Below are 26,994 nucleotides of genomic sequence, written 5' to 3' on the forward strand. Positions count from 1 at the left end.
ACAGTGCAAAGATCCCGTCACGGCGTCGCCTTGAAATGAGAAAGCAGCAAGTCGACGAGGGACCGCGCATACGCCGGCAGGGTTTCCAGCTCCCGCACCACGATATGGCGCTCACGCACCCGCCACGCGTCGGTCAGTTCGATCTGCGCCAGCTTCAGCGGCTCGAGGTTGCGCCGCGCCGCGCTCTCGGGAACGATCGCGACGCCGACCCCGCTGCCGACCATCCGGCACATCGCGTCGAAGCTCGACAGCTGGATGCGCAGCTTCATGGGCCGGCCCAGCTGCTCCGCGCGCTGCTCCAGGAAGCTCTGCAGCGTGCTGCCGTGGTGCATGCCGACGATGTCCTCGTCCAGCGTGTCCGCCAGGGCGACGCGCTTGCGGCGCGCGAAACGGTGGCCGCGGGCCGTGACCAGCACCAGCCGGTCGGTGCTGAAGTGGATGGATTGCAGGCCCAGCGTGTCGATGGCGCCGGCGACGATGCCGAGATCGGCCCGGCCGTCGAGCACGCCGCGCGGAATGTCGGCGTTCGGTTTTTCCTGAAGGTCGACGTTGACGCGCGGATTCGCCGCCAGGAAGCCGGGCAGGATCTCGGGCAGGAAATCGGTCACCGCCGTCGTGTTGGCGAACACGCGGACGTGTCCGCGCAATCCGCCGCCGTAGTCGTGCAGGTCGCGCCGCAACTGGTCGGCCTGGCGCAGCACCTCGCGGGCGTGGTGCAGGAAGGCCTCACCGGGCGGCGTCAGGCGCACGCCGCGCGCCTCACGGTAGAGCAGCGGCAGCCCCGCCTGGGTTTCCAGCGCCTTGATGCGCGCACTCGCCGCCGCCAGCGACAAGTGCTGGCGCGCCGCGGCGCGGGTGAGGTTGCGCTCCTCGGCGGTGAGCACGAACAGGCGCAGGTCGATCAGGTCGAAGTGCATGGCGGGCCGGTGCAGCCTTCGGCGATTCCGAAGGCTGACTTTTGCATTGGCGCATTGTGCCGCAGGCCCGATCGCGCGACGATACGCCCATGAGCGATACCTCTCTGGCCGCCTTGCAGGACTGGATCGGCCGCACCGAGACGGTCACCGACGACATCACGGCCGCGCCCGTGCGCGCATTGGCCGCTACCCTGGACCGGGAGGACGCGCCGCCGCGCGCCGGCACGGAGCTGCCGCCGCTGTGGCATTGGCTCTACTTCCTGCCGGTGCACGCCGCCAGCGAAATCGGACCGGACGGCCATGCGAAGCGCGGCGGGTTCCTGCCGCCCGTACCCTTGCCGAGGCGCATGTGGGCTGGCGGCAGGTTGCAGTGGGAAGCCGCGAACCCGCTGCGCGTGGGCGATGCCGTGCGCCGCATCTCGTGCATCGCCTCGGTCGCGCACAAGAGCGGGCGCAGCGGGGAACTGGTCTTCGTCACGGTGCGCCACGAGGTCCACAACGCCGCGGGACTGGCGCTGACCGAAGAGCATGACATCGTCTACCGCGCGGCCCCGCAGCCCGGTGAGGCGCCGCCCGCACCCGTGGCCGCGCCCTCCGCCGCCGCCTGGCAGCGCCAACTGACGCCCGACGAAGTGCTCCTGTTCCGCTATTCCGCGCTGACCTTCAACGGCCATCGCATCCACTACGACCGTTCGTACGTGACCGAGGTCGAGGGTTACCCGGGCCTGGTCGTCCATGGCCCCCTGATCGCGACCTTGCTGCTGGACCTGTTGCGGCGGCAGGCGCCTGCCGCGCGCGTCCGCCGCTTCGAATTCAAGGCCTTGCGGCCCACGTTCGACGGCCGGCCCCTGCGCGTGAACGGCCTGCGCGATGGCATGGGTGTGCAGCTCTGGGCCCAGGACCATGAAGGCTGGCTGACGATGAAGGCCAGTGCGGAGATCGAAGAATGAAACACGAAAACGACAAGTATCAGGACATCCGCGATGCGGTGCGTGCCCTTTGCGCCGAGTTCCCCGATGAGTACCACCGCAAGGTCGACGAGGTGCGCGGCTACCCCGAAGCCTTCGTCGATGCCTTGACGAAGGCCGGCTGGCTGGCCGCGCTGATCCCGCAGGAGTACGGCGGTTCGGGCCTGGGCCTGGCCGAGGCTTCCGTGATCATGGAGGAGATCAACCGCTCGGGCGGCAACTCCGGCGCCTGCCACGGCCAGATGTACAACATGGGCACGCTGCTGCGCCATGGTTCGCCGGCCCAGAAGCACAAGTTCCTGCCGAAGATCGCCACCGGCGAATGGCGGCTGCAGTCCATGGGCGTGACGGAGCCCAGCACCGGCACCGACACCACGAAGATCAAGACCACGGCCGTGAAGAAGGGCGACCGCTACGTCGTCAATGGCCAGAAGGTCTGGATCTCGCGCATCCAGCATTCGGACTTCATGATCCTGCTCGCGCGCACCACGGCACTGGCCGACGTGAAGAAGAAGTCCGAGGGCATGTCGATCTTCATGGTGGACCTGCGCGAGGCCGAGCAGTCGGGCATGACGGTGCGGCCCATCCCCAACATGGTCAACCACGAGACCAACGAGCTGTTCTTCGAGAACCTGGAGATTCCGGCGGAGAACCTGATCGGCGAGGAAGGCCAGGGCTTCAAGTACATCCTGGACGGGCTGAACGCGGAGCGCACGCTGATCGCCGCCGAATGCATCGGCGACGGCTACTGGTTCATCGACCGGGTGACGAACTACGTGAAGGACCGGGTGGTGTTCGGCCGGCCCATCGGCCAGAACCAGGGTGTGCAGTTTCCCATAGCAGAAGCGCACATCGAGATCGAGGCAGCGAACCTGATGCGCTGGGAGGCCTGCCGGCGCTTCGACGCGCATGAACCCTGCGGCGCGCAGGCCAACATGGCCAAGTACCTGGCAGCCAAGGCGAGCTGGGAGGCGGCCAACGCCTGCATCCAGTTCCATGGCGGCTTCGGCTTCGCCTGCGAATACGATGTGGAGCGCAAGTTCCGCGAGACGCGCCTGTACCAGGTGGCGCCGATCTCGACCAACCTCATCCTTTCCTATGTGGCCGAGCACGTGCTCGGGCTGCCGCGGTCCTTTTGATCATGACCCGCCCCCTCGACGGAATCACCGTGGTGTCGCTGGAACACGCGATCGCCGCGCCCTTCTGCACCCGCCAGCTGGCCGACCTGGGCGCGCGCGTCATCAAGGTCGAGCGCCCGGGCGCCGGCGACTTTGCCCGGGCCTACGACACCCGGGCGCGCGGCCTGTCCTCGCATTTCGTCTGGACCAACCGCTCCAAGGAGAGCCTGGCCCTCGATCTGAAGGATGAAGCCTCGCTCGTCGCGCTGAAGGCGCTGGTGGCGAAAGCCGATGTGCTGGTGCAGAACCTGGCGCCGGGTGCCGCGGCCCGCATGGGGCTGTCGTACGAGGCGCTGCGCGAAGTGCATCCGCGGCTCATCGTCTGCGACATCTCCGGCTACGGCGACGATGGTCCCTACCGCGACAAGAAGGCCTACGACCTGCTGATCCAGGCCGAGGCCGGCGTGCTGTCCGTGACCGGCACGCCGGACACGCCTTCCAAGGCCGGCAACTCGATGGCGGACATCGCCGCGGGCATGTATGCCTACAGCTCCGTCCTGGCCGCGCTGATGCAGCGCGCGCGCACGGGCGAAGGCAGCCACATCGATGTCTCCATGCTCGAGTCGCTCGGCGAGTGGATGAGCTTTCCGCTCTACTACGCGTACGACGGCGCGCCGCCGCCGCCGCGCACCGGCGCATCGCATGCCAGCATCTATCCGTATGGGCCGTTCGCCACGCGCGACGGGGCCGTGATCCTGGGTGTGCAGAACGAGCGGGAATGGGCGGCCTTCTGCGACAAGGTGCTGGGCGACGCGCAGCTGGCCAGCGATCCTCGCTTCCAGTCCAACGCGCGCCGGAACGAGAACCGGGCGGCGCTGCAGGCGGAGATTCTCCAAGTCTTCGGTACGCTGGCCACCCCTGAAGTCGAGCGCCGCCTCGACGAAGCTCAGGTCGCCAACGCGCGCATGAACGACATGGCGGGCCTGTGGGCCCATCCGCAACTGAAGGCGCGCGCGCGCTGGCGCGAAGTCGAAACGCCCGCCGGGCCCATCCCGGCGTTGTTGCCGCCGGGGCGCAACAGCGCCTTCGACTACCGCATGGATGCCGTGCCGGCGGTCGGCGAACACACGCAGGCGATCCTGCAAGAACTCGGCATCGAACTGGAGCAGCCATCATGAATGCAGGTGCCGACCTGGCCGGCTTCGCCGCCGGCCTGCGTTTCGAACACATTCCCGGCGAGGTGGTCCGCAAGACCGAGGACCTGCTGGTCGACTGGTTCGCCTCCGCCGTCGCGGGCCACGGTTCGCGCCCGGTCACCGCCATCTCCAGTTTCGCCCAGGCGATGGGTCCGCAGCAGGGCGCCGCCGAAGTGATCACCACGCGGCGCAGGAGCAGTCCCTACTTCGCGGCGATGGCGAATGCGGCCGCTTCGCACGTGGCCGAGCAGGACGACGTGCACAACGGCTCGGTCTTCCATCCGGCCACGGTGGTCTTTTCGCCCGCGCTGGCCGTGGCGCAGGCGTTGGGGGCCAGTGGCCGGCAGTTGCTGGCCGCCTGCGTCGCCGGCTACGAAACCGGCATCCGCGTCGGCGAGTTCCTGGGCCGGTCGCACTACAAGGTCTTCCACACGACCGGCACCGCCGGCACGCTGGCGGCGGCCGCCGCCGTGGGCAACTTGCTGGGCCTGGATGCGCAACAGATGCGCCACGCGTTCGGCTCCGCCGGCACGCAGTCTGCCGGGCTGTGGGAGTTCCTGCGCACGGGCGCGGACTCCAAGCAGCTGCACACCGCGCACGCTGCCGCCGCCGGGTTGCTGTCGGCGTATCTCGCCAAGGATGGTTTCACCGGTGCCGACCGGATCTTCGACGGCCCGCAGGGCATGGCCGCGGGGATGTCGAGTGATGCTGATGCGCGCAAGCTCACCGACGGCCTGGGCACGCGCTGGGCCACGGCCGAAACATCGTTCAAGTACCACGCGTCCTGCCGTCACACGCATCCAGCCGCCGACGCGCTGGCCGCGGTGATGATCGAACATGCGTTGAAGCCGGCCGACATCGCCCGCATCGTCACGCACGTCCACCAGGGCGCCATCGACGTGCTGGGGCCTGTCGTCGACCCCGTCACTGTGCACCAGAGCAAGTTCTCCATGGGCACCGTGCTCGCGCTGGTGGCGCACTACCGCCACGCGGGCCTGCCCGAGTTCGAGGAGCACTTCCGGGATGATGCGATCGTCGCGTTGCGCGACCGCATCGAGATGGAACGGGACCCCGAAGTCGATGGCGCCTACCCACGCCGCTGGATCGGGAAGGTCACGGTTCACACGGTGGACGGACGCACGCTGCGCGGCCGCGTGGACGAACCCAAGGGCGACCCGGGCAACACGCTCAGCCGTGACGAGATCACCGCGAAGGCATTGCAGCTGGCGGCATTCAGCGGCGGCGCGACTGAAGCCGAGATGCGTGCGGCTGTGCAGCGCTTGTGGCAGGTCGCGCATTGGCCACGGGTCGACGCACTACTCCCTCTCCCGCCTGCGGGAGAGGGCCGGGGTGAGGGCGCATGAGCAGCACCCCTTCGCCTCTCGCCGCCGCGCGCAGCTTCCTGTTCGTCCCCGCCGACCGTCTGGATCGCCTGCCGAAGGCGCTGGCCAGTGGTGCGCATGCGGTGATCCTCGACCTCGAGGACGCCGTCGCGACAGCGCAAAAGGCCGACGCCCGCCGATCCCTCCTGCGCGAGTGGCCGTCGCTCACGGGCGAGCAACGCGCTCGCATGCTGCTGCGGATCAATGCGGCAGCCACGGATGCCCACGAGGACGACCATGCCCTGCTGCGACAGCTGGCGCCGGCGCCGCCCGCCGCGGTGATGCTGCCCAAGGCGGAGACCGCGACCGCCATCGAGCGCGTGGCGCGCAGCGCGGTGGCGCCTGTCGTGCCCCTGATCGAATCCGCCCAGGGCCTGCACGCGCTGGAGATCCTGGCGCGCGCCCGCGGCGTGCTGCGCATCGCCTTCGGGCACCTCGACTTCCAGGCCGAGCTGGGCATGCAATGCAGTGAAGACGAACGTGAACTGGATCCGGTGCGCCTGGCTTTGGTGCTGGCTTCGCGCCGCGCCGGCCTGCCGGCGCCGGTCGACGGCGTGACGGTGGCCCTGGACGACGCCGCGCGTCTCGTGGCGGACACGCGGCGCAGCCGCCGCTGCGGCTTTCGCGCCAAGCTCTGCATCCACCCCGGCCAGGTCGCCATCGTGAACGAAGCCCTGGGCCCGACCGCCGGCGAGCGCGAATGGGCCCAGCGCGTGCTGGCAGCCAGCCGCGTCCATGGCACCGGCGCCTTCCGCCTGGATGGCACCATGGTCGACGCGCCCGTCCTGCAGCGCGCGAACGCCATCCTGCACCCTGCCTGAACCCGGCACCTTCATGACGCAAGAGCAATCCACATCGCGTGCGGCCCCGTTGGCGGGCGTCCGCATCCTCGACCTGACGCGCCTCCTGCCCGGCCCGTTCGCCGCGCAGCAGCTCGCCGACCTGGGCGCCGACGTGATCAAGGTCGAAGACACCGGCGCCGGCGACTACGCCAATGCCGGCGTGCGTCATCTGGTCAATCGCCACAAGCGCGCGATCCGCATCGACCTGAAGAAGCCGCAGGGGCTGGCCACCCTGCTGCGGTTGTGCCGCGACGCCGACGTGCTCGTCGAGGGGTTCCGCCCCGGCGTCATGCAGCGCCTGGGCGCCGGGTACGACGCGGTGCGTGCGGTGAATCCGCGCATCGTGTACTGCAGCATCAGCGGCTTCGGCCTGACCGGCCCGCTGGCGCAGGCGCCGGGGCACGACATCAACTACGCCGCGCTCGCCGGTGTGGCCGACCAGGTCGGCAACGCGCACGGGCCCGCCCTGTCGAACCTGCCGCTCGCCGATCTGCTGGGGGGTTCCATGACCGCGGTCCGGGAGATGCTGGCCGCGCTGTTCGCGGCCACGCGCAGCGGGCAGGGCCGGCACCTGGACATCGGCATTGCCGACGGCGTGCTGGCCCAGGCCGTGTTGCCGCTCGCCGCGGTGCGCGAGTCCGGCCACGCCCAGCCTTTGGGCCAGGGCACCTTGACGGGTGCGCTGGCCTGCTACGGCTTCTACGCGACCGCCGACGGCCGGCACGTCGCCGTGGGCGCGCTGGAGCACAAGTTCTGGGAAGCCCTGTGCGAGCGGCTGGAGCGGGCGGACCTGGCGCAGTTGCACCGCACCGGCGACCGTCAAACCGAGGAGCGTGTGCGCGAGGAACTGCGCGCGATCTTCGCCGCCCGGCCCATGGCGCACTGGGCGGCGCTGTTCGCGGGCTCCCAGGCCTGCGTCACGCCGGTTCTGCGGCTGGAGGAAGCCCTGGCCCATCCGCACTTCATCTCGCGCGGATTCAGCAAGGATCCGCCGGGCCAGGCGCCGCAGCCCGGTGAGCACACGCAGGAAATCCTGCAGGGCGCGGGCTTCACGGCGGACGAGATCGCCACGCTCCGCTCCGAAGGCGCGATTGGCTGAGATGGCGGAACCCAGCCACCACACGGTCGCCATCCAGCAGGTGCACAACATCCTGCTCGGCGCCCGTCTGCGGGGGCTGGACGTGGCGCCCATCCTGGCACGCGCCGGCATCGCGCTCGCCCTGCTGGAATCGCCGCTGGCGCGTGTCTCGCAACAACAGTACGCCAGCCTGATCCGCGTCCTGCGCCGCCAGCTGCGGGACGAACTGTGGGGCCTGGCGGACCGCCCGCTGCGGCCCGGCAGCTTCGGCCTGGCCATGCAGCAACTGGTGCGCTGCGCGACGCTCGGCGAGGCGCTGCGCATGGGCTTCTCCCTCTACGGCCTGCTGATCGACGATTTCGTCGGGCGCCTGTCGGTTCGAGATGGCGTGGCGCAAATCCACTTCGTGCTGCGGCGCCCCGGTGACGCGCGGCTGGACTATGCGATCAAAGCCTTCATGCTGTTCACCTTCGGGTCGGCCTCGTGGCTGGTGGCGCGCCGCGTTCCGCTGCTGGGCATCGACTACACGGCCGGCATGCAATCGAGCGAGACCTCGCGCGTCTACCAGGCGCCGATCCGGCAGAACCAGCCCCACGTGGGCATGACGTTCGACGCGAACTGGCTCGAGCTGCCGGTGGTGCAGACGCGGCAGAGCCTGCGCGAGTTCCTGGCGGGGGCGCCGGCCAACCTGATCGTCCGCTATCGCGACACGAGCAGCCTCAGCGACCGCATCCGCCGGCTGCTCCGGCGCCGTCTCGGCGGGGAATTGCCGTCGCTGGAGGAGGTCGGTGAGGCACTGGCGGTGACACCGCAGACGTTGCGCCGCCGCCTGCGCGAGGAAGGCCGCGGCTTCCAGCAGATCAAGGACGAGTTGCGGCGGGACACCGCCATCGAGTACCTCGCGCAGACCCGCCTGCCGCTCATCGAGATCGCCAACCGCGTGGGCTTCTCGGAGGCCAGCACCTTCCATCGCGCGTTCAAGAACTGGACGGGGGTGGCGCCGGGGGAGTACCGCAGTTCCGCCGAAGAGATGTCGTCGCGGGCCCCGGGGTGAGCCGGCAACGACAAATCAGCCAATCGCTTTGACCTTTCCGGCCATTGGAGCGAGGCACATCGCGCCGCAAACTGCGCGCCATGTACCTGACCCAGGGCCTTCATCGCTCGCTGCAGCGCCATCCCGGCAAAGCCGCGCTGGCGCACCTCGCCGGAACGGCGGAGCGGAACACCACGTTTGAAGAGCTGCTGGATGCCGTGGCGCGCCGGGCCGGAGTCCTCTCGCTGCGAGGCGTTCGCCGCGGAGAACGCGTTGCCATCCTCTCGCCCAACAGCGACCAGATGGTGCAGGCGATCTTTGCCTGCTGGTGGCTGGGCGCTGCGGCTTGTCCGCTGAACACGCGCTGGAGCGCGCCTGAGTTGGCGCATGCGCTTGAAGACAGCGGGTCCTCGCTGTTGCTCGTGGACGCATCGCTCTGGCACGCCGTCCCGCTGGCGGCCACGGCACGCCTGACGCTCGATCAACTCGCGCAGGAAGCCCAAGCCCAGGCCCCGCTGCCGGACACGCGCACCGGCGGCGACGCGCTCGCGGCCATCCTCTACACCGGCGGCACCACCGGGCGTTCCAAGGGCGTGATGCTCAGCCACGCGAACCTGTGGTCTGCGTCGATGACGCGTGGCGCGGAATTGAACAACTCGCCGGATGCAGTCTCGCTCTTGGTCGCGCCGCTGTTCCACGTCGCCGGGCTCGGCCGGCTCGTGGGGCAGACGCTCGTGGGCGGTGGCTGCGTCACGATGGCGCAGTTCCGCACCCCCGCCGTGCTGGCCGCGATCGAGGAGCACCGCATCGCCGACATCGTGGTCGTGCCCAGCATGCTGCAGTCGCTGCTCGACGACCCCGGGTTTGCTCCGGCGCGCGTCCAGAGCCTGACGCGCATCGCGTTCGGCGCGGCGCCGATGCCGCCCGACCTGCTGGACCGGGCGCTCGCCGCCTGGCCCGAGGCCGAGTTCTTCCAGGCCTACGGCCTGACCGAAACCGCCGGTGCCGTCTGCATCAACCTGCCGGCCAATCACCGGCCGGAAGCGCGGGCGACAGGACGACTGAACTCCGTCGGGCGTGCCGGCCTGGGCGCCGAGATCATCGTCGTGGGCCCGGACAGCCGCGAGCTGCCGCGCGGCGAAGTCGGCGAGATCCTGGTACGTGGGCCCATGGTGATGCAGGGCTACTGGGGCCAGCCGGAGGCCAGCGCCGCCGCGCTCGAGGGCGGCTGGCTGCACACGGGCGACCTGGGCCACATGGACGCCGACGGCTACCTGTTCATCGTCGACCGTCTGAAGGACATGATCATCAGCGGCGGCGAGAACGTCTACTGCGCCGAAGTGGAAGCGGCCCTGCGCAGCCACGCGGCCGTGGAGCAAGCGGCTGTGATCGGCATCCCGGATGCGCAATGGGGCGAAGCCGTCCATGCGGTCGTCGTGCTGCGCGCGGGCGTGGACGGCGACTGCGGGCGCATGACCGATGAGTTGCGCGCCTGGTGCCGCGAGCGCCTGGCCGGCTACAAGTGCCCGCGCGCCATCACCTTCGCGCCGGAGCTGCCGTTGTCGGCGGCCGGCAAGGTGCTCAAGAACGTGCTGCGCGAGCGAGTCGCGGCATGAAGCCCGTGACCGCCGCCGACCCGCGCACCGTATTCGGCCAGGTGCCGTTCATGCAGTTGCTGGACGTGCAGCGCGAATTCTCGGAAGGCGGGCGGGCGCGGCTCGTCATCGACGAGCGGCCCGAGATCGGCAACGTGATCGGCGGCGTCCATGGCGGCGTGGTCATCACGCTGCTGGACGTCGTGATGGCCAGTGCTGCCGTCTCGCAGGTCGCGTTCACTCGCACTGCGGTGACGCTGGACCTCGCCACCAGCTTTCTCGAACCCGGCCGCGGCCGGCTCACCGCCGACGGCGAAGTGGTCACACACGATGAGAGCGTGGCGTGGTGCCGTGCCGCGGTCACCGACGCCGCCGGACGAACCATCGCGCAGGCACAAGGCACCTTCCGCTACCTGCCCTTGCCCAGTTGAACATCCAAACAGGAGACAACCCATGACCGGTCCCCGACAACTCCCGACACGCCGCTCCGCCCTGGCCGGGGTGCTCGCGCTGGCCGCCTGCGGCGCCTTGCCCGCCTTCGCCGCCGAGCCCTTTCCGAGCAAGCCGATCCAGCTCATCCTGCCGTTCCCCCCGGGCGGATCGTTCGATCCGATCTTTCGCACATTGGGGGAAGCGGCGGCCAAGGACCTGGGCCAGCCCGTCGTGCTGATGCACAAGCCCGGCGCCGGCGGCGTCATGGGCACCGCCAGCCTGGCGACGATGAACGAGGCCGACGGCTACACCATCTCGGTCATGCACAACTCGGTGATCCGCGCGCCGCTCGTGACCAAGGTGACCTGGGACCCGCTGAAGGACTTCACCTACCTCATCGGCCTGGCCGGCCTCACGACCGGCATCGTCGTCGCGGCGGATACGCCGTGGAAGACGCTGCCCGAGCTGCTGGCCGACGCGAAGAAGCGCCCCGGGACGATCAGCTGGGGCAATGTCGGCGCGATCAGCATCAACCGCATCTACGGCGAGCGGCTGGCCAAGCTGGCTGGCACAACTTTCAACATGGTGCCGTTCAAGGGCGGCAGCGAGGCCTTCACCGCCGTCATCGGCCGGCACCTGGACGTGTACGGTGACCCGGGCTTCGGTCCGCAGGTCCAGGGCGGCAAGGTCCGCCTGCTGGCCACCTTCACCAGCGAAAGGCTGAAAACCTACGGCGCACCGACGGTCAAGGAGCTGGGCTACGACCTCGTGATCGAGTCGCCCGTCGGCCTGGTGGCGCCCAAGAACCTGGACCCGAAGATCGCCGCGCGCCTCGCGGCCGCGTTCCGCAAGGCATCGGCCGACCCGGCTTACCTGCGCCAAGTCGAGTTGTTCGACATGCAGCCCAACGTGATCGGCGGCGACGAATACCTCGCCTACGCCAAGGCGCAATACCAGCGGGACGCGAAGATGCTGGCCGACATCGGCTTCAAGCCGGAGTAGCACGGTGGACACCTCGCAATTCAAGGGCCGCCACCTGTTCGTGGCCGGCGGCTCCAGCGGCATCAACTTCGGGATCGCGCAGGCGTTCGCCCGCGCGGGCGCCAAGGTCACGGTGATGAGCCGGTCGGCCGACAAGGTGGTCAGCGCCGCGGCGCAACTGCAGGCGCTGGGCGCGCAGGCCATCGGCATCGCGGCCGACGTGCGCCATCCTGAGGCGGTGCAGGCCGCATTCGCGCAAGCCGAAGAGAACTTCGGTCCCATCGACGTGCTGGTGTCGGGCGCCGCGGGGAATTTCCTCGCGAGCGCACTCGACATGTCGCCCAATGCCTTCAAGACGGTGGTGGACATCGACCTGCTGGGCAGCTTCAACGTGGCGCGGCTGGCGCATGCGCACCTGCGCAAGCCCGGCGCCTGCGTGATCCAGATCTCGGCCGGCCAATCCTTCATCCCCACGCCGTTCCAGGCCCACGTGTGCGCGGCGAAGGCGGGGGTGGACATGCTCACGCAGGTGCTGGCGCTCGAATGGGGCGCGCAGGGCATCCGCATCAATTCGATCGTGCCGGGACCGATCGCCGACACGGAAGGCCTGAAGCGGCTGGCACCGGGCGAGGACAACCTGAAGGCGATGGCGGAGCGCGTGCCGCTCAAGCGCCTGGGCAAGATCGAGGACATCGCCCGCATGGCGATGCTGCTCGCGAGTGACTGGGGTTCCTACATCACCGGCGCGATCATTCCCGTCGACGGTGGGTTGGCCCTGAGCGGGCCGCGCGATTTCACGGCGGCGGCGGCCGCCTCCCGCCGGGAGAAGGCATGACGCAAGCGGTGGCCAAGGAGCCGGCAGCACGGCCGCGCAGAGGACCGGACCGCTATGTGCCGTTCACCGAGCACATGGGTGTCGTGCGCGAGCGTGCCGCGGCGGGAGAAGCGGTGTTCTCGCTGGAACTGCGCGAGGAGCTGCTCAACAATCACGGCCGCGGCCATGGCGGGGTCGTCATGACCTTGCTCGACTGCGCGATGGCGCATGCCGCGCTCTCCCGCGTGAACTACGAGCGTGAAGTCGTCACCGTCGACATGCACATCGCCTTCATGGGACCCAGCACGGGCAAGCTCGTTGCCACCGGCCGCGTGACCGGCGGCGGCCGGTCGGTTTGCTTCTGCGAGGCGAGCATCGTTGACGCCAGCGGGGACGTGGCCGCGCAGGCGATGGGGACGTTTCGCTATCGCGACGCCGCATGAGCGATTCCGCCAATCGGTTTGGGCCATTTCGCGATTGATCCCGTTGTGGCTCCCGTCCACACTCTTCGACAAGTCACCGAAGGAGTTTCCATGAGCAAGATGCAGCGCCCCGTCCATGTGGTCGGCGTGGGCATGATCCCGTTCACCAAGCCGGGCCAGAGCGACCCCTACACCGTCATGGGCGCGCGTGCCGCCCGGCTGGCGCTGGACGACGCGGGCGTCGACTACGCGCTGGTGGAGCAAGCCTACGTCGGCTATGTCTACGGCGATTCGACCGCCGGCCAGGCCGCCATCTACGGTGTCGGCCTCACCGGCATCCCGGTCTTCAACCTCAACAACAACTGCTCCACCGGTTCCAGCGCGCTGTTCCTGGCCCGGCAGGCCGTAGAAAGCGGCGTGGTCGAGTGCGCAATCGCGCTGGGCTTCGAACAGATGCAGCCAGGCGCGCTGAAGGGCCACTATGAAGACCGGCCTTCGCCGCTGGCGAAGTTCGCGGAAGCGATGACCGAAAAGCAGGGCTATGACCGCGAAGCGCCGCGCGCGGCCCAGTTCTTCGGGGGCGCCGGAAGGGACTACATGGCGCAGTACGGCATTCGCCGCGACACCTTCGGCCGCATCTCCGTCAAGGCGCGCCAGCATGCCGCGCGCAATCCGCTGGCCGTGTTCCGCCAGACCCTCACGCTGGACGAGGTGATGAACTCCGCGCCGGTGTTCGACCCGCTCACCCGCTTCCAGTGCTGCCCGCCCACCTGCGGCGCCGCGGCGGCCATCGTGTGTTCCGCCGAGTTCGCGAAGAAGCACGGCCTGGACATGCGCGTGGTGATCGCCGCGCAGGCCATGACGACCGACACGCCCGCCACCTTCGGCAGCGCGGACATGCGCAAGCTGGTGGGCTATGACATGACCGCCAACGCGGCGAAGCAGGTGTACGAAGCCGCCGGCATCGGCCCCGAGGAGCTGGACGTGGTGGAACTGCACGACTGCTTCACCGCCAACGAGCTGATCACCTACGAAGCGCTGGGGCTCACGCCCGAAGGCACGGCCGAGCGTTTCATTGTCGAAGGCGAGAACACCTATGGCGGCCGCGTGGTGACCAACCCGTCGGGCGGCTTGCTCTCCAAGGGGCATCCGCTGGGCGCCACCGGCCTCGCGCAGTGCTCGGAACTGGTTTGGCAACTGCGGGGCCAGGCCGATCAGCGACAGGTGGAAGGCGCGCGGCTCGCGCTGCAGCACAACCTGGGGCTGGGCGGCGCCTGTGTCGTGACCCTCTATCAAGCGGTTCAATGATAGCTCGCAGCTACATCGGCCACACGGTGCCGCCGTTCCCGGTGGCGGTGGAGAAGGGCCGGCTGCGCCTGTTTGCCAAGGCGACGGGGCAGACGGATCCCCAGTACCTCGACGAAGAGGCGGCGCGCGCGGCCGGGCATCCCGGCCTGCCGGTGCCGCCGACGTTCTTCTTCTGCCTGGAGATGGAGTCGCCCAACCCGGCCGCGATCCGCGAGCTGCTGGGCCTGGACTACCGGCGCCTGCTGCACGGCGAGCAAGGGTTCCGCTACCACGCCATGGCCTATGCAGGCGACACGCTGACCTTCGCGCAGCGCATTGAAGACATCTACGACAAGAAGAACGGTGCGCTGGAGTTCGTGGTGCGCAAGACGCGCGTGACGAACCAGCGCGATGAGCTCGTGGCCGAACTGCGCTGCGTGACGGTGATGCAGAATGACTGAGCACAATAAAGTTGTCATCCCGGACTCGATCCGGGATCCAGGAAGTCCTGGATTGCGGGTCGAGCCCGCAATGACAGTGAGGGTCGGCGATGCTTTGCCGCCACTGGAACTCCCGCCGATCACCCGGCTGGACCTCGCGTTGTACTGCGGCGCCTCGGGCGACCACAACCCGATCCACGTCGACATCGATTTCGCGAAGTCGGCGGGCCTGCCGGACGTCTTCGCGCATGGCATGCTGTCCACCGCCTGGCTGGCCCGCCTGCTCACGAACTGGGTTCCCCAAACGGCGATCCGGTCGATCGACGTGCGTTTCGCCGCGATCACCCAGGTGGGCGAGCGCATCACCTGCACCGGCGAAGCGGTGGAGGTCTTCGAGCACGAAGGCGAGCGCCTGGTGCGCGTGCGGCTGGCAACCCGCAACCAGCAGGGCGTCGCCAAGCTCACCGGCGAGGCGCTTGTCGCATGGCCTCCATGACCCGCCCCTGGATGAACCCGGAGCTCGAGATGCTGCGCGACACCGCGCGGCGCTTCTTTGCGCGCGAATGCGTCCCGAACGAGGCGCGCTGGCGCGCGCAGCACCACGCCGACCGTGCCGTCTGGACCCAGGCCGGTGCCGCGGGCCTGCTGTGCGCCAGCATCCCGGAGGAATACGGCGGTAGCGGCGGCAGCTTCCTGCACGAGGCGGTGATCTGCGAAGAGCAGTTCTACGGCATGGCGCAGGCCTTCAGCAACAACGTGCACAGCGGCATCGTCGCCCACTACATCCTGGCTTATGGCACCGAGGCGCAGAAGAAGCGCTGGCTGCCCCGCATGGCCACCGGCGAGCTGGTCGCGGCCATCGCGATGACCGAGCCCGGCGCCGGCACCGACCTGCAACGCATCAAGGCCACCGCCCGGCTGGAAGGCGACCATTGGCGCATCAACGGCGCCAAGACCTTCATCACCAACGGCCTGCACGCCGGGCTGATTTGCGTGGCGGTGAAAACCGGCGCCGATGCCGGTGCCAAGGGCATCTCGCTGCTGATGGTCGAAACCAACGAGGCCGCGGGATTCCGCCGGGGTCCGCTGCTCGACAAGATGGGCCAGAAGACGCAGGACACCACCGAGCTGTTCTTCGACGACGTGCGTGTCCCCGCCGGCAACCTGCTGGGCGAGGAGGGCAAGGGCTTTTCGCAACTGATGCAGCAGCTGCCGCGGGAACGGATGCTGATCGCCGTCGGCGCGGTGGCGAGCATGCGGCGGGCCGTCGACGAGACGGTCGCCTATGTGCGCGAGCGCAACGTGTTCGGGCAGCCGCTGATGGCGCTGCAGAACACGCGGTTCAAGCTGGCGGAGTGCGAGACCCAGGTGCGTGTGGCCCAGGCGTTCGTCGACGACTGCATCGCGCGCCTGATGCGTGGCGAGCTCGACGTTCCCACGGCAGCCATGGCCAAGTGGTGGACCACCGACACCTGCTGCCGCATCGTCGACGAATGCCTGCAGCTGCACGGCGGCTACGGATTCATGAACGAATACCCGATCGCCCGGCTGTACGCCGACGTGCGGGTCGGCCGCATCTACGGCGGCGCCAACGAGGTGATGAAGGAAATCATCGCCCGGTCGCTGGACAAGAAATGACTGCACGCGACGGCGCGGCCCACTTCCGCTTCTGGCCCAAGGGCGTGGCGCGAGACTTGGTCGTGCCCCGTGCGACGCTGCCCGAGTACCTGGACACCGCGGCGCGCCGCTACCCGGACAAGCCGGCCATCATCCATGGCGATGCGGTGATGACGTATGCCTCGCTGAAGCAATCGGTCGACGCCGTTGCGGGCCATCTGCAGCAACGGCTGGGCGTGGCAAGTGGCGACCGCGTGCTGCTCGCCAGCCAGAACTCCCCGCAATTCGTGGTGGCCTTCCAGGCCATCCTGCGTGCCGGCGCCGTCGTGGTGCCGGTCAACCCGATGAGCAAGTCGGGCGAGATCCGCCACTACGCGCAGGACAGCGGTGCCCGGGTGGCCTTCGTCGCCGAGGAACTGCTGGCGAACGTGCCGGCCGGATTGTTCGAAAGCGGGATCGTGATCGGCGCCGGCACCGGACCCACGTTCGACGAGGCCGTTGCCGCGGGACTCGCGCCGCCCGCTGAAGTCCCGCGGTCCGAGGACCTCGCCGTCCTGCCTTACACCTCGGGCACCACCGGCCACCCCAAAGGCTGCATGCACACGCACGCGACGATGGTCGCGGCGCTCGCGTCCTCGCAGGTGTGGAAGGGGCTGAACGCCGAATCGGTCGTGCTGGCCGTCGCGCCGCTGTTCCACATGCTCGGCCTGCAGAACGGCATGAACATGCCCATCGTGCTCGGCGGCACGGCGGTGATGATGGCGCGCTGGGACGCCGCCACCGCGGCGCGGCTGATCGAGCAGCACCGCGTGACCGTCTGGACCGCGCCGCCGGCCATGGTGCTGGACCTGTTCTCGCATCCCGACACGCAGCAGCGTGACCTCTCCAGCCTCGCGCTGCTCTCCGGAGGCGGTGCGGCGATGCCGGAAGCCGTGTCGGCGATGCTGCTCGAGCGCTACGGTCTTTCCTACAACGAAGCCTATGGGCTCAGCGAGACGGCGGCGTTCCTGCACGCCAACCCGCTCGCACGCGGCAAGCGGCAGTGCCTGGGCATGCCCACGCAAGGCGTGGACTCGCGCATCGTCGATCCGATCACGCTGAAGGAATTGCCGCAAGGGGAAGTCGGCGAGCTGGTGACGCACGGCCCGCAGGTCATGAGCGGGTACTGGAACAACCCCGAAGCCGACCGCGAGTCTTTCCTCGAGATCGACGGCAAACGCTTCTTCCGCACCGGCGACCTGGCCCAGGTCGACGACGAGGGCTACTTCTTCCTGCGCGACCGGCTCAAGCGGATGATCAATGCGTCCGGCTACAAGGTGTGGCCGGCGGAAGTGGAGAGCGCGATGTATGACCATCCCGCGATCCATGAAGCCTGTGTCGTGGCGATGCCGGACGGCAAGCGCGGCGAGACCGTCAAGGCGGTGGTCGTGCTCAAGCCCGGCTACCGGGGCGAGGTGGATGAGCAGCAGGTCATCGCCTGGGCGCGCGAACGCATGGCGGTCTACAAGGCGCCGCGCGTCGTCCAGTTCGTGGACAGCCTGCCCAAATCGGGCACCGGCAAGATCCTCTGGCGCGAACTGCAGGAAGCGGAGCGGCACGCAGCCGCCGGAAAGGTGAACCCATGAACAACGTCCATCCCGGGGTCCGGTTCGAGCGCCAGGGCAGCACCGCTGTCGTCACCCTCGACGACCCCGCCACCCGCAATGCGTTGACGGCACCCTTGAAAGAGGGCCTGGGGCGCGCGATCGAGCAGATCCAGGCGGATGCCGGCATCCGCGCCGTCGTCCTGCACGGAGCGAACGGTGCCTTTTGCGCGGGCGGCGACCTGCGCGCGATCGCGGCGGCCGGCCAGCTGCAGAGCGACGGCTTGCGCGCACGCATGCACGCCGCGAACGCGATCTTCCGCGACCTGCTGAGCCTGGACAAACCGGTGATCGCGGCGGTGGATGGCGCGGCCTACGGCGCCGGCTTCAGCCTGGCGCTCACCGCCGACTTCGTGCTGGTGACGCCGCGCGCCAAATTCTGCATGGTCTTCATGCGCATGGGCCTGGTGCCCGATTGCGGTGCGACCTACACCCTGCCGCGGACCGTCGGTGCGCAGCGGGCGCGCGAATTGTTCTTGTCCGCGCGTGAAGTGGGCGCGGCCGAAGCGCTTGCGCTCGGCATCGCCATGGAGCAGCACGAGGCCAGTGCGCTGTTGCCGCGCGCGCTGGCGCTGGCCGAGAGTTTTGCCGGCGCGTCCCCCCTGGCCGTCGGCCTGGTCAAGCGCTTCGCACTGGATGCCGGCGCCATGGAAGCCGCTTTCGAGGCCGAGGCCAACGCGCAGGCGCTCTGCTTCCAGACCACGCCGCACCGCGAAGCGGTGCAACGATTTTTGGACAAGCAGCCGCTGGGTTTCCAGTGGCCCACCCGACAAGGAGAAGCGAAATGATCACCCCCACCCCCATGCTGATGGGCAAATCTGTCATCGTCACCGGCGCCGGCGGCGGCATCGGCCGCGACATCGCGCTGGCCATGGCGCGCGAAGGCGCGAAGGTCGTCGTCAACGACATCGGCGCTTCGGTTGCCGGCGAGGGCCAGGATGCGGGCCCCGCGCAGGCCGTCGTCAACGAGATCAAGGCGCTGGGCGGCGAGGCCGTGGCCAACACCGACAGCGTGTCGGACCAGGCGGGCGCGGCCCGGATCGTCAGCACGGCCGTCGAAGCATTCGGCCGCGTGGACGTTGTCATCAACAACGCCGGCATCCTGCGCGATCGCTTCTTCCACAAGATGAGCGCGGAGGAATGGGACAGCGTGATCAAGGTGCACCTGTACGGCACCTTCTACGTGAGCCGCGCCGTCGCGCCGCACTTCAAGGAGCAGGAAAGCGGCGCCTTCGTGCACATGACCTCGACTTCGGGGCTGGTTGGCAACTTCGGCCAGGCCAACTACTCGGCGGCCAAGCTGGGCATCACGGCGCTGTCCAAGTCGATCGCCCTCGACATGAACAAGTTCAACGTGCGCTCCAACTGCATCGCGCCCTTCGCCTGGAGCCGCATGATCGGCTCGATCCCGACGGAAACGCCAGCCGAACAAGCGCGCGTGGACCGCATGAAGCAGATGACGCCGGCCAAGATCGCGCCGCTGGCCGTGTGCCTGGCCAGCGATGCGGCCGCGGACGTCAATGGCCAGGTGTTCGCCGTGCGCAACAACGAGATTTTCCTGATGAGCCAGCCGCGCCCGATCCGCTCCGTGCAGCGCAGCGAAGGCTGGACGCCGCAGAGCGTCGCGGCGCATGCCTTGCCCGCGCTCAAGGCGAGCTTCTTCGCGCTGGATCGATCCGGGGACGTGTTCTCCTGGGATCCGGTCTGAGGGGCACGCCATGACCGAACCCCAAGGCGTGCAGGCCTTCCACCAGCTCGAGCTCGACGCCGGCCGCTTCCTGATCCAGCGCTGCATGGCCTGCGCGAAGCATGTGTATTTCCCGCGCGAGAGCTGTCCGCATTGCGGCAGCGCAGCGTTGGAGTGGTCGGCACCAGCCGGCACGGGCACGGTGTACGCCGTGACCACCGTGCGGCGCAAGCCCGCCGAAGGCGGCGACATCAACGTGTCGTTGATCGACCTGGACGAAGGCGTGCGCATGATGAGCCGCGTCGACAACCTCGCGCCCGACACCGTGAAGATCGGCCAGCGCGTGAAGGCGCGCGTGCAGGTCAAGGACGGCCGCGGCCTGGTGCTGTTCGACCCGCTCGAAGGAGGCGCGGCATGAACGCGCTGAAGGATTTGCGCGGCAGCGCGGCCATCGCCGGTGTGGCCACGTTCGGCTGCGGGGAGACGCCGGGCTTCAACGACATGGAGCTGCTGGCGCGTTCGGCGCGCGCGGCCGTCGCCGATGCGGGCCTGGAGATGAGCGACATCGACGGCCTCTGCACCGCGAGCGCCTCGGCGGCGATGTGGGCCATGCCGGTGATCGAGTACCTCGGGCTGAACCCGCGCTACATCGACGGCACCATGCTGGGCGGCAGCAGCTTCATCGCCCATCTGCTGCCCGCGATGCAGGCCATCCGTTCGGGCCAGTGCAGCGCGGTGCTGGTTTGCTACGGCAGCGCGCAGCGCAGCTCCACGCTCGGCCGGCGCGAGATCGGCCAGGCGCGGCGCCACCTGGACCCGCAGCCTTACGAGCATCCGTACGAACCGATGTTCCCGGTGTCGGCTTACGCCCTCGCGGCCTCGCGCCACATGCACGAGTTCGGCACCACGCGCGAGCAACTGGCAGACGTGGCGGTGGCGGCCCGGGCCTGGGCGCGGCTGAACCCGGAGGCGTTCATGCGCGATCCGCTGACACGCGAGGACGTGCTGGCCTCACGCATGGTGTCCGATCCGCTGTCGGTGCGCGATTGCTGCCTGGTCACCGACGGCGGCGGCGCCTACGTGCTGGTGAGCGCGGAACGGGCGAAGACGCTGCCGAAGAAGCCCGTCTATGTGCTGGGCAACGCCACGGCGGTGTGGAACCGCCAGATCTCGTCGATGCCGGATCTCACGGTCACCGCCGCCAGCCAATCGGGGCGCGAAGCCTTCGCGATGGCCGGCCTGGCGCCGAAGGACATGGACGTGGTGGCGCTGTACGACGCATTCACCATCAACACCATCCTGTTCCTGGAAGACCTGGGCTTTTGCCCGAAAGGCGAGGGCGGCCGCTTCGTCGCCGATGGCGCGATCGCGCCGGGCGGCAAGCTGGCGGTCAACACCAATGGCGGCGGCCTGTCGTGCACGCACCCCGGGATGTACGGCATCTTCGCGCTCATCGAGGCGGTGCGGCAATTGCGCGGCGACTGCGGAGAGCGGCAGGTGCGCGGCGCGAAGACCGCCATTGCACACGGCAATGGCGGGATGTTGTCGAGCCAGGCCACCGCGATCCTGGGGACAGGGGACGCGCTGTGATCCGCGACCCCGAAACCCTCGCTCAGCTGCTCGACGCCGTCAACCGCTTCGTCCGCGAGCGCCTGGTCCCCAGCGAGGCCCTCGTCGCCGAGACCGACGAGATCCCTGAGGACCTCGTGGGGGAGATGAAGGCACTGGGCCTGTTCGGCCTGACGGTGCCGGAGGAGTACGGCGGCCTGGGCGTCACGATGGAAGAAGAGGTCATGGTGATGCTGGCCATGGGCCAGACGTCGCCGTGCTTTCGCTCGCTCTTCGGCACCACCGTGGGCATCGGCTCGCAGGGCATCCTGTTCGACGGTACCGAGGTGCAGAAGCAGAAGTACCTGCCACGCCTGGCAACCGGCGAGCTGATCGCGTCATTCGCGCTGACGGAGCCCGAGGCCGGCTCGGACGCCGCCTCACTGCGCACCACCGCCATCCGCGAGGGCGACCACTACGTCGTCAACGGCACCAAGCGCTTCATCACCAATGCGCCGCAGGCGGGCATTTTCACCCTGATGGCGCGGACCAACCCCGAGGACAAGGGCGCGGGCGGCGTGTCGGCGTTCATCGTCGAGGCGGACACGCCCGGCATCACCATCGGCAAGAGGGACAAGAAGATGGGCCAGCGCGGCGCCCACACCGCCGACGTGATTTTCGAGAACTGCCGCGTGCCGGCTTCGCAGCTGATCGGCGGCCGCGAGGGACATGGGTTCAAGACCGCGATGAAGGTGCTGGAGAAGGGCCGCATCCACATTGCCGCCATCTGCGTGGGCGTGGCCGAGCGCATGCAGCGCGATGCATTGAACTACGCCGTGGAGCGCAAGCAGTTCGGCGAGCCGATCGCGCAGTTCCAGCTGGTGCAGGCGATGCTGGCCGACAGCCAGGCCGAGATCTACGCGGCGCGCTGCATGGTGATCGATGCGGCGCGCAAGCGCGACGAGGGGCTGAACGTGGCGACCGAAGCCTCGTGCTGCAAGCTGTTCGCCTCCGAGATGTGCGGCCGCGTGGCCGACCGCGCGGTGCAGATCTTCGGCGGCGCCGGCTACGTCAGCGATTACGGCATCGAGCGCTTCTACCGCGACGTGCGGCTGTTCCGCCTTTACGAGGGCACCAGCCAGATCCAGCAGATCGTGATCGCGCGCAACCTGGTCCGGGAGAGATGAACCACCCCCGAAGCGCCTACGGCGCCTCCCCCTCAAGGGGGCGCCCCCAGCGGCCCGGCAAAGCCGGTTCCGCGGGGGCCCGCGCAGGAACCTGAGCATGGTCAGCACGCGCATCCACACCCTGTTCGACGACTGGCTGGCGCGCGAGCCGGCCCGCGTGTTCATCCACCTGCCGGATGCGTCATGGTCCTTCGCCCAGCTGGGCGAGTTGGTCACCCGCGCCGAAGCCGAGCTGCGGGCGGATGGCGTGGGCCGGGGCGACCGCGTGCTGATCGTGGCCGAGAACTGCCCGCAGCACGTCGCGCTGATCCTGGCGGTGAGCCGGGTCGGGGCGTGGTCGTGCGGCGTGAATGCGCGCATGGCGCCCGGCGAGGTGGATGCGTTCGCTGCAAAGGCCGATGCCAGGGTCTGCTACTTCACGTCCGGGGTCTCGGAGGCTGCGTCAGCCCATGCCCGGCGGCTGGGCGCCCGCGACTCGCAGGTGGCCGGCCTGCAGCGCACCTCGCCGCGCAAGGATGCGCGGCCCGAGGGCGATCCGCTGGCCGACACCGTCGCCGCCATCATCTTCACCTCCGGCACCACCGGCACGCCCAAGGGCGTGTTGATGACGCACGATGGCGTCACGCATTTCGGACGTGTGTCGGCCGCTTCGCGCGCCTTGGGCCCGACCGACCGCTCGTATGCCTGCCTGCCGATGACGCACATCTTCGGGCTGGGAACGGTCCTGGTGGCGAGCCTGCACGCCGGCGCCAGCCTGGTGATGCGCAGCCGCTTCGATCCGGCCGACGTGCTGGATGCGCTGGCCCATCACCAGGTCTCCCAGTTGCAGGGCCCGCCCACATTGTTCGCACGGCTGGCCGGCTATATGGAAGAGCGCGGCATCGCCTTGCCGCCCGCACCGCAGCTGCGTTATCTCTATGCCGGCGCCGGCCCGCTGGACAGGACGCTGAAGCGCCGGGTCGAGGCCGCGTTCGGCCTGCCGCTGCACCACGGCTACGGTTTGTCCGAGTACGCCGGCTCGGTGTGCGTGACCCGCCTGAACGAACAGCGCGACGACACCGCGGCGGGCCACCTGCTGGAAGGCGCCGAGTTCCGCATCACCGACCCGGCAACAGGCAGCGAGCTCCCGCCCGGCCACCGCGGGGAGATCTGGCTGCGCGGCCGCGGCCTCATGCCTGGCTACTTCCACGATGCCGAAGCCACCAGTGCCGTGATGCGCGCAGGCGGCTGGTACGCCAGCGGCGACATCGGCGAGCGGGGCGAGGACGGTGCGCTCTTCGTCGTCGACCGGCTGAAGGAAATGATCATCCGCTCGGGCTTCAATGTGTACCCCGGCGAAGTGGAGGCCGTGCTCAACGCCTTCCCGTCCGTGCAACGCGCCGCCGTCGCGGGCCGGCCCGCAGCGGACGGCAACGAGGAAGTGCTGGCTTTCGTGCAATTGCGCTCTGGCGCCACGCTCGATGCCGATGCCTTGCAAGCGCACCTGCGTGCCAACCTGGCGCCCTACAAGCAACCCGCCCAGGTGCACGTGGTGCCCGAGCTGCCCATGACCGGCAACGGCAAGGTGCTCAAGCGCGAACTGCTGCGCCTGCATGCCGGCCAGGCCGCGGCACCGATCCACTGACAACACCAACGGAGACCGACCCATGAGAAAGCCATCCCTGATGCGGCGCCTGTGCCTGGGCGCCGCCGCCACGCTGCTCTGCGCGCCCGTCCTGGCGCAGAACGCCCCGTACCCCAGCCAGCCGGTCAAGCTGGTCGTGCCGTACCCGGCCGGCGGCGCCACGGACACGCTGGCTCGCACCCTCGCTCAGAAGTTGCAGGAGGCCTGGAGCCAGCCGGTGGTTGTGGAGAACAAGCCGGGTGCCTCCGGCACCATTGGCAACAACTTCGTCGCGAAGGCGCCGGCCGATGGCCACACCTTGCTGGTCGCGATCACGGCCTTGATCCAGCAGCCGCCGTTGATGGACAAGTTGCCCTACGACCCCATGAAGGACCTGGCGCCGGTGAGCATGATCGCGCGCAGCCCCAGCATGCTGGCGGTGCCGCTGGATTCGCCCGCGAAGAACCTCAAGGACTTCGTCGCCCTGGTGAAGGCCAGTCCCGGAAAGTACGCCTTCGGCAGCTACGGCGCCGGCACCTCGTCGCACATCCAGGGTTCGCTGCTGAACCTGCAAGCGGGCATCGACCTGACGCATGTGCCCTTTCAGGGTGCCGCGCCGCTGGTGGTCAACCTGGTGGGCGGCCAGCTCGCCTCCGCCTTCATCGACAGCGCCTCGGCGCGGCCGCACCTGAAATCGATCCGGCCGCTGGCCGTCACCGGCACCCAGCGCATGCCCGGCCTCCCCGACGTGCCCACGTTCCAGGAACTGGGCTACAAGTCGTTCGAGCCCTACGGCTGGTTCGGCGTGCTGGCGCCCGCGGCCACGCCTGCGCCCGTGGTGCAGAAGCTCTCCGACGAGGTCAACCGCATCCTGAAGATGCCCGATGTGGTCGCCAAGATCGAGGCGCTGGGTCTGTGGACCGCCGGCAACAAGCCGGCGGAGTTCGCGAAGATCATGAACGATGACTACGCGATCTACGCCCGCATCATCAAGGATGCCAACATCAGGTTGTCGCAATGAAAACCACTCACCCCACTCTGACACGTCGCGCCGCGATCGCTGGTGCGCTGATGCTTGTGGCAGCGCACGCTGCCGCCCAGGTCAGCACGCCGGTTCGCCTGATCGTCGGCTACGCCGCCGGCGGCCCGGTGGACACCACCGCGCGCCTCTTCGCCCCGGTGTTCGCGCGCGAACTCGGCACGCAGGTGATCGTGGAGAACCGTCCAGGCGCCTCGGGCAACGTCGCCGGCGCCTCGGTGGCCAAGAGCGCGCCCGACGGACTCACGCTGTTCTTCGCGGCCAGCCCCACCATCACCATCAGCCCGAACATCTACAAGAAGATGCCGTTCGACCCGGCGACCGAACTCACCCCCGTCGCGCCGCTGGTCAGCTATGCCAACGTGCTGGTGGTGAACAAGGACTTGCCGTTCAAGAACGTCGCCGACCTACTGGCCTACGCGGAGGCCAACCCGGGCAAGCTGGGCTACGGATCGGCGGGCACTGGCGCCTCGAATCACCTCAGTGGCGAACTGATGGCGGCGCAGAGCCAGACCCAGTTGATGCACGTGCCCTACAAGGGCAATGCGCCGGCGATGACCGACGTGATCGGCGGGCAGATCGGCATGATGTTCGACATCGTCAGTACGGCGCGCAGCTACGTCGCGTCGGGCCGCGTGCGGGCGTTGGCCGTGACGTCGCGCGAGCGCAACCCGTCGCTGCCGGACGTGCCCACGATGCGCGAGGCCGGCCTGCCGAATTTCGAGGTGGTGGGCTGGTTCGGCCTTTACGCGCCGCCCAAACTGCCGCCCGCGCTGGCCGCGCGCTACGCCGAGGCGGCGCGCAAGGCGCTGGCCAGCGACGACTTGAAGGTGTTGTGGAACGAGCACGGGTACGACCGCTGGCCCGGTTCGGCCGAGACCATGGCCACCCAGGCGAGCCGGGAGCGGGCCATGTGGGGGACGGTGACGAAGGGGATCAACGTCGAGTAGAGCAGGGTGAGCGGACGCAGATTCTCAATCTGCCGTCCGCTGATGCCGCCGCAACGCCCGCGCAAACCCCCACCCCACCGCCGGCAACCCCAGCGCCGTCGGCAACAGCATCCACGCGGCGCCGCCGTGGTCATAGGCGTAGCCGCACAGCGTCACGCCGATCGCCTGCCCGGTGAACAGGCAGAACGCGAACACCGCCACGGCACTGCCCCGCACCTCAGGAACCATCTGCGTGGCATGCGTCTGCAGGGTGTTGTGGAACAGGTAGGTGCCAAAACCCACGAGCAGGGCCACCGGCCCGGCCGTCCAGGCCCAGGGTGAGAAGAGATAGGCCAGGTACCCGAGGCCCATCACCCAGCCACCCACCAGCACCATGCGCAACTGCCCCATGCGCGCCACGATCTTGCGGGCCGACATGGCATACACCAGGCCCCCCACGGCATTGAGCGCCAGCATGGCGGTGACGGCCGAGAGTGAAAGGCCGAAACGCTGGTGCAGAAAGGCCGGCAGGTAAGCCACCGGCCCCAGCAGCAGGATGCCTTCGGCCAGCGCGGCCGCCAGCACGCGCCACGCCCAAGGCGTGGATGCGACCCGGCGCAAGCCGTCGAGGAAGCCCGTCGCGGGTGCAGGTGCCGCCACCACGCTCGCGGCGCGCATGCGCACCACCAGCAGGACGGTGACGACGGCGAAACCCGCGGCAAGCGCGGCAAAGGCACCGCGCCAGCCCCAGGCGGAATCGGCGAACAGGCCGCCCGCCAGCTGGCCGGCCATCATCCCGGAGAGCGTGCCCGTGAGGAAGCGGGCCAGCGTCGGCTGGCGTTCTTCGAAGGGCACGGCATCGCCGATCCATGCCATCGCCAGCGGGATGATGCCGGCGGCGGCCATGCCCCACGCCACGCGCGCGATGAGCAAGGTGTCGAAGTTCGGTGCGGCCGCGGAGACCAGGGCCAGCACCGAGCAGCCCCCCACGGCCACCGTGACCATGCGGGCCTTGCCGAAGCGGTCCGCGAAGGGGCCGAAGACCAGCTGCATCAACCCGTAGGCGATCGAGAAGGTGATGACGACGCTGCCCGCCTGGCCGGTCGTGAGGCCGAAGTCGGCGGCGAGGCGGGGGATGAGGCCGTCGCAGATGCGGAGCGCGGCGCCGCTGAAGAATGCCGCCAGGGCCAGCAGGGTGACGAAATGCATGAGGTTCGGCCCAGGAACAGGAGCCGG

Annotated in this window: 27 protein-coding genes; 25 read left to right on the forward strand and 2 right to left on the reverse strand. The window is 69.1% G+C overall.

What is annotated here, in order from left to right; genetic code table 11:
- Positions 1-17: 17 nt before the first annotated feature.
- Complete coding sequence (locus FN976_RS00475) at positions 18-917, reverse strand: LysR family transcriptional regulator (protein WP_145889862.1); 900 nt, start codon at positions 915-917, stop codon at positions 18-20.
- Between the two features lie 89 nt (positions 918-1,006).
- On the opposite strand from FN976_RS00475, the gene FN976_RS00480 reads away from it, so the two are divergent.
- From FN976_RS00480 to FN976_RS00600, 25 genes are all read left to right on the forward strand, one after another.
- Positions 1,007-1,867 (forward strand): HTD2 family dehydratase, encoded by an 861-nt coding sequence (locus tag FN976_RS00480; protein ID WP_145889864.1) that lies wholly within the window; start codon positions 1,007-1,009, stop codon positions 1,865-1,867.
- On the forward strand, positions 1,864-3,024 hold the full coding sequence (locus FN976_RS00485) for an acyl-CoA dehydrogenase family protein (RefSeq protein ID WP_145889866.1): 1,161 nt from the start codon (positions 1,864-1,866) through the stop codon (positions 3,022-3,024). The genes FN976_RS00480 and FN976_RS00485 overlap by 4 nt, the downstream gene beginning before the upstream one ends.
- A gap of 2 nt (positions 3,025-3,026) precedes the next feature.
- The gene (locus FN976_RS00490) at positions 3,027-4,181 is read left to right on the forward strand and encodes a CaiB/BaiF CoA transferase family protein (RefSeq protein ID WP_145889868.1); all 1,155 of its coding nucleotides are present in this window, start codon (positions 3,027-3,029) and stop codon (positions 4,179-4,181) included.
- Positions 4,178-5,563 carry an MmgE/PrpD family protein gene (locus FN976_RS00495; RefSeq protein WP_145889870.1) on the forward strand — a complete coding sequence of 462 codons (1,386 nt, stop codon included), beginning with the start codon at positions 4,178-4,180 and terminating at the stop codon, positions 5,561-5,563. The genes FN976_RS00490 and FN976_RS00495 overlap by 4 nt, the downstream gene beginning before the upstream one ends.
- Positions 5,560-6,402, forward strand: coding sequence for an HpcH/HpaI aldolase/citrate lyase family protein (locus tag FN976_RS00500; RefSeq protein ID WP_145889872.1), 843 nt, complete (start codon positions 5,560-5,562; stop codon positions 6,400-6,402). Before FN976_RS00495 ends, FN976_RS00500 begins: the two co-directional genes overlap by 4 nt.
- Before the next feature lie 13 nt (positions 6,403-6,415).
- Positions 6,416-7,522, forward strand: coding sequence for a CaiB/BaiF CoA transferase family protein (locus FN976_RS00505; RefSeq protein ID WP_145889874.1), 1,107 nt, complete (start codon positions 6,416-6,418; stop codon positions 7,520-7,522).
- A 1-nt stretch (position 7,523) separates the two neighbouring features.
- Entirely contained in the window at positions 7,524-8,555 is a 1,032-nt protein-coding gene (locus tag FN976_RS00510; RefSeq protein WP_145889877.1) for an AraC family transcriptional regulator, read from the forward strand.
- A gap of 80 nt (positions 8,556-8,635) precedes the next feature.
- Positions 8,636-10,150: a class I adenylate-forming enzyme family protein gene (locus FN976_RS00515; protein ID WP_145889879.1), complete on the forward strand. Its 1,515-nt coding sequence runs from the start codon at positions 8,636-8,638 to the stop codon at positions 10,148-10,150.
- Complete coding sequence (locus tag FN976_RS00520) at positions 10,147-10,560, forward strand: PaaI family thioesterase (protein ID WP_145889881.1); 414 nt, start codon at positions 10,147-10,149, stop codon at positions 10,558-10,560. Before FN976_RS00515 ends, FN976_RS00520 begins: the two co-directional genes overlap by 4 nt.
- A gap of 22 nt (positions 10,561-10,582) precedes the next feature.
- Positions 10,583-11,563 (forward strand): tripartite tricarboxylate transporter substrate binding protein, encoded by a 981-nt coding sequence (locus FN976_RS00525; protein ID WP_145889883.1) that lies wholly within the window; start codon positions 10,583-10,585, stop codon positions 11,561-11,563.
- Positions 11,564-11,567: 4 nt separating this feature from the next.
- Positions 11,568-12,377: an SDR family oxidoreductase gene (locus tag FN976_RS00530; protein ID WP_145889884.1), complete on the forward strand. Its 810-nt coding sequence runs from the start codon at positions 11,568-11,570 to the stop codon at positions 12,375-12,377.
- Positions 12,374-12,799, forward strand: a complete 426-nt coding sequence (locus FN976_RS00535; RefSeq protein ID WP_145889886.1) for a PaaI family thioesterase — start codon at positions 12,374-12,376, stop codon at positions 12,797-12,799. Before FN976_RS00530 ends, FN976_RS00535 begins: the two co-directional genes overlap by 4 nt.
- A 99-nt stretch (positions 12,800-12,898) precedes the next feature.
- Positions 12,899-14,086 (forward strand): lipid-transfer protein, encoded by a 1,188-nt coding sequence (locus FN976_RS00540; protein WP_186510703.1) that lies wholly within the window; start codon positions 12,899-12,901, stop codon positions 14,084-14,086.
- On the forward strand, positions 14,083-14,526 hold the full coding sequence (locus FN976_RS00545; RefSeq protein WP_145889891.1) for a MaoC family dehydratase N-terminal domain-containing protein: 444 nt from the start codon (positions 14,083-14,085) through the stop codon (positions 14,524-14,526). The genes FN976_RS00540 and FN976_RS00545 overlap by 4 nt, the downstream gene beginning before the upstream one ends.
- Before the next feature lie 70 nt (positions 14,527-14,596).
- Complete coding sequence (locus FN976_RS00550; protein ID WP_145889893.1) at positions 14,597-15,001, forward strand: MaoC family dehydratase; 405 nt, start codon at positions 14,597-14,599, stop codon at positions 14,999-15,001.
- On the forward strand, positions 14,989-16,143 hold the full coding sequence (locus tag FN976_RS00555) for an acyl-CoA dehydrogenase family protein (protein ID WP_145889895.1): 1,155 nt from the start codon (positions 14,989-14,991) through the stop codon (positions 16,141-16,143). The genes FN976_RS00550 and FN976_RS00555 overlap by 13 nt, the downstream gene beginning before the upstream one ends.
- Entirely contained in the window at positions 16,140-17,747 is a 1,608-nt protein-coding gene (locus FN976_RS00560; RefSeq protein WP_145889897.1) for an AMP-binding protein, read from the forward strand. Before FN976_RS00555 ends, FN976_RS00560 begins: the two co-directional genes overlap by 4 nt.
- Positions 17,744-18,553 carry an enoyl-CoA hydratase/isomerase family protein gene (locus FN976_RS00565; RefSeq protein WP_145889898.1) on the forward strand — a complete coding sequence of 270 codons (810 nt, stop codon included), beginning with the start codon at positions 17,744-17,746 and terminating at the stop codon, positions 18,551-18,553. The genes FN976_RS00560 and FN976_RS00565 overlap by 4 nt, the downstream gene beginning before the upstream one ends.
- Before the next feature lie 14 nt (positions 18,554-18,567).
- On the forward strand, positions 18,568-19,473 hold the full coding sequence (locus FN976_RS00570) for an SDR family NAD(P)-dependent oxidoreductase (RefSeq protein WP_145890042.1): 906 nt from the start codon (positions 18,568-18,570) through the stop codon (positions 19,471-19,473).
- Positions 19,474-19,483: 10 nt separating this feature from the next.
- Complete coding sequence (locus tag FN976_RS00575; protein ID WP_145889900.1) at positions 19,484-19,870, forward strand: Zn-ribbon domain-containing OB-fold protein; 387 nt, start codon at positions 19,484-19,486, stop codon at positions 19,868-19,870.
- Positions 19,867-21,042, forward strand: a complete 1,176-nt coding sequence (locus FN976_RS00580) for a thiolase family protein (protein ID WP_145889902.1) — start codon at positions 19,867-19,869, stop codon at positions 21,040-21,042. The genes FN976_RS00575 and FN976_RS00580 overlap by 4 nt, the downstream gene beginning before the upstream one ends.
- Positions 21,039-22,187 carry an acyl-CoA dehydrogenase family protein gene (locus FN976_RS00585; protein WP_145889903.1) on the forward strand — a complete coding sequence of 383 codons (1,149 nt, stop codon included), beginning with the start codon at positions 21,039-21,041 and terminating at the stop codon, positions 22,185-22,187. Before FN976_RS00580 ends, FN976_RS00585 begins: the two co-directional genes overlap by 4 nt.
- A 97-nt stretch (positions 22,188-22,284) precedes the next feature.
- Positions 22,285-23,811, forward strand: coding sequence for a class I adenylate-forming enzyme family protein (locus tag FN976_RS00590; protein WP_145889905.1), 1,527 nt, complete (start codon positions 22,285-22,287; stop codon positions 23,809-23,811).
- Positions 23,812-23,833: 22 nt separating this feature from the next.
- Positions 23,834-24,811 (forward strand): Bug family tripartite tricarboxylate transporter substrate binding protein, encoded by a 978-nt coding sequence (locus FN976_RS00595; protein ID WP_145889907.1) that lies wholly within the window; start codon positions 23,834-23,836, stop codon positions 24,809-24,811.
- Positions 24,808-25,779, forward strand: coding sequence for a Bug family tripartite tricarboxylate transporter substrate binding protein (locus tag FN976_RS00600; protein WP_145889909.1), 972 nt, complete (start codon positions 24,808-24,810; stop codon positions 25,777-25,779). The genes FN976_RS00595 and FN976_RS00600 overlap by 4 nt, the downstream gene beginning before the upstream one ends.
- Positions 25,780-25,803: 24 nt before the next feature.
- On the opposite strand, the gene FN976_RS00605 is transcribed toward FN976_RS00600, so the two are convergent.
- Positions 25,804-26,967 carry an MFS transporter gene (locus FN976_RS00605; RefSeq protein ID WP_145889911.1) on the reverse strand — a complete coding sequence of 388 codons (1,164 nt, stop codon included), beginning with the start codon at positions 26,965-26,967 and terminating at the stop codon, positions 25,804-25,806.
- Positions 26,968-26,994 lie beyond the last annotated feature (27 nt).

The organism is Caenimonas sedimenti (assembly GCF_007833165.1).
Classification (GTDB): Bacteria; Pseudomonadota; Gammaproteobacteria; order Burkholderiales; family Burkholderiaceae_C; genus Ramlibacter; species Ramlibacter sedimenti.

Bases quoted from the DNA above. Each gene is read 5' to 3' on its own strand.
- FN976_RS00475 (WP_145889862.1), bottom strand. From the start codon at position 917: ATGCACTTCGACCTGATCGACCTGCGCCTGTTCGTGCTCACCGCCGAG.
- FN976_RS00480 (WP_145889864.1), top strand. From the start codon at position 1,007: ATGAGCGATACCTCTCTGGCCGCCTTGCAGGACTGGATCGGCCGCACC.
- FN976_RS00485 (WP_145889866.1), top strand. From the start codon at position 1,864: ATGAAACACGAAAACGACAAGTATCAGGACATCCGCGATGCGGTGCGT.
- FN976_RS00490 (WP_145889868.1), top strand. From the start codon at position 3,027: ATGACCCGCCCCCTCGACGGAATCACCGTGGTGTCGCTGGAACACGCG.
- FN976_RS00495 (WP_145889870.1), top strand. From the start codon at position 4,178: ATGAATGCAGGTGCCGACCTGGCCGGCTTCGCCGCCGGCCTGCGTTTC.
- FN976_RS00500 (WP_145889872.1), top strand. From the start codon at position 5,560: ATGAGCAGCACCCCTTCGCCTCTCGCCGCCGCGCGCAGCTTCCTGTTC.
- FN976_RS00505 (WP_145889874.1), top strand. From the start codon at position 6,416: ATGACGCAAGAGCAATCCACATCGCGTGCGGCCCCGTTGGCGGGCGTC.
- FN976_RS00510 (WP_145889877.1), top strand. From the start codon at position 7,524: ATGGCGGAACCCAGCCACCACACGGTCGCCATCCAGCAGGTGCACAAC.
- FN976_RS00515 (WP_145889879.1), top strand. From the start codon at position 8,636: ATGTACCTGACCCAGGGCCTTCATCGCTCGCTGCAGCGCCATCCCGGC.
- FN976_RS00520 (WP_145889881.1), top strand. From the start codon at position 10,147: ATGAAGCCCGTGACCGCCGCCGACCCGCGCACCGTATTCGGCCAGGTG.
- FN976_RS00525 (WP_145889883.1), top strand. From the start codon at position 10,583: ATGACCGGTCCCCGACAACTCCCGACACGCCGCTCCGCCCTGGCCGGG.
- FN976_RS00535 (WP_145889886.1), top strand. From the start codon at position 12,374: ATGACGCAAGCGGTGGCCAAGGAGCCGGCAGCACGGCCGCGCAGAGGA.
- FN976_RS00540 (WP_186510703.1), top strand. From the start codon at position 12,899: ATGCAGCGCCCCGTCCATGTGGTCGGCGTGGGCATGATCCCGTTCACC.
- FN976_RS00545 (WP_145889891.1), top strand. From the start codon at position 14,083: ATGATAGCTCGCAGCTACATCGGCCACACGGTGCCGCCGTTCCCGGTG.
- FN976_RS00550 (WP_145889893.1), top strand. From the start codon at position 14,597: ATGACAGTGAGGGTCGGCGATGCTTTGCCGCCACTGGAACTCCCGCCG.
- FN976_RS00555 (WP_145889895.1), top strand. From the start codon at position 14,989: ATGGCCTCCATGACCCGCCCCTGGATGAACCCGGAGCTCGAGATGCTG.
- FN976_RS00560 (WP_145889897.1), top strand. From the start codon at position 16,140: ATGACTGCACGCGACGGCGCGGCCCACTTCCGCTTCTGGCCCAAGGGC.
- FN976_RS00565 (WP_145889898.1), top strand. From the start codon at position 17,744: ATGAACAACGTCCATCCCGGGGTCCGGTTCGAGCGCCAGGGCAGCACC.
- FN976_RS00570 (WP_145890042.1), top strand. From the start codon at position 18,568: ATGCTGATGGGCAAATCTGTCATCGTCACCGGCGCCGGCGGCGGCATC.
- FN976_RS00575 (WP_145889900.1), top strand. From the start codon at position 19,484: ATGACCGAACCCCAAGGCGTGCAGGCCTTCCACCAGCTCGAGCTCGAC.
- FN976_RS00580 (WP_145889902.1), top strand. From the start codon at position 19,867: ATGAACGCGCTGAAGGATTTGCGCGGCAGCGCGGCCATCGCCGGTGTG.
- FN976_RS00590 (WP_145889905.1), top strand. From the start codon at position 22,285: ATGGTCAGCACGCGCATCCACACCCTGTTCGACGACTGGCTGGCGCGC.
- FN976_RS00595 (WP_145889907.1), top strand. From the start codon at position 23,834: ATGAGAAAGCCATCCCTGATGCGGCGCCTGTGCCTGGGCGCCGCCGCC.
- FN976_RS00600 (WP_145889909.1), top strand. From the start codon at position 24,808: ATGAAAACCACTCACCCCACTCTGACACGTCGCGCCGCGATCGCTGGT.
- FN976_RS00605 (WP_145889911.1), bottom strand. From the start codon at position 26,967: ATGCATTTCGTCACCCTGCTGGCCCTGGCGGCATTCTTCAGCGGCGCC.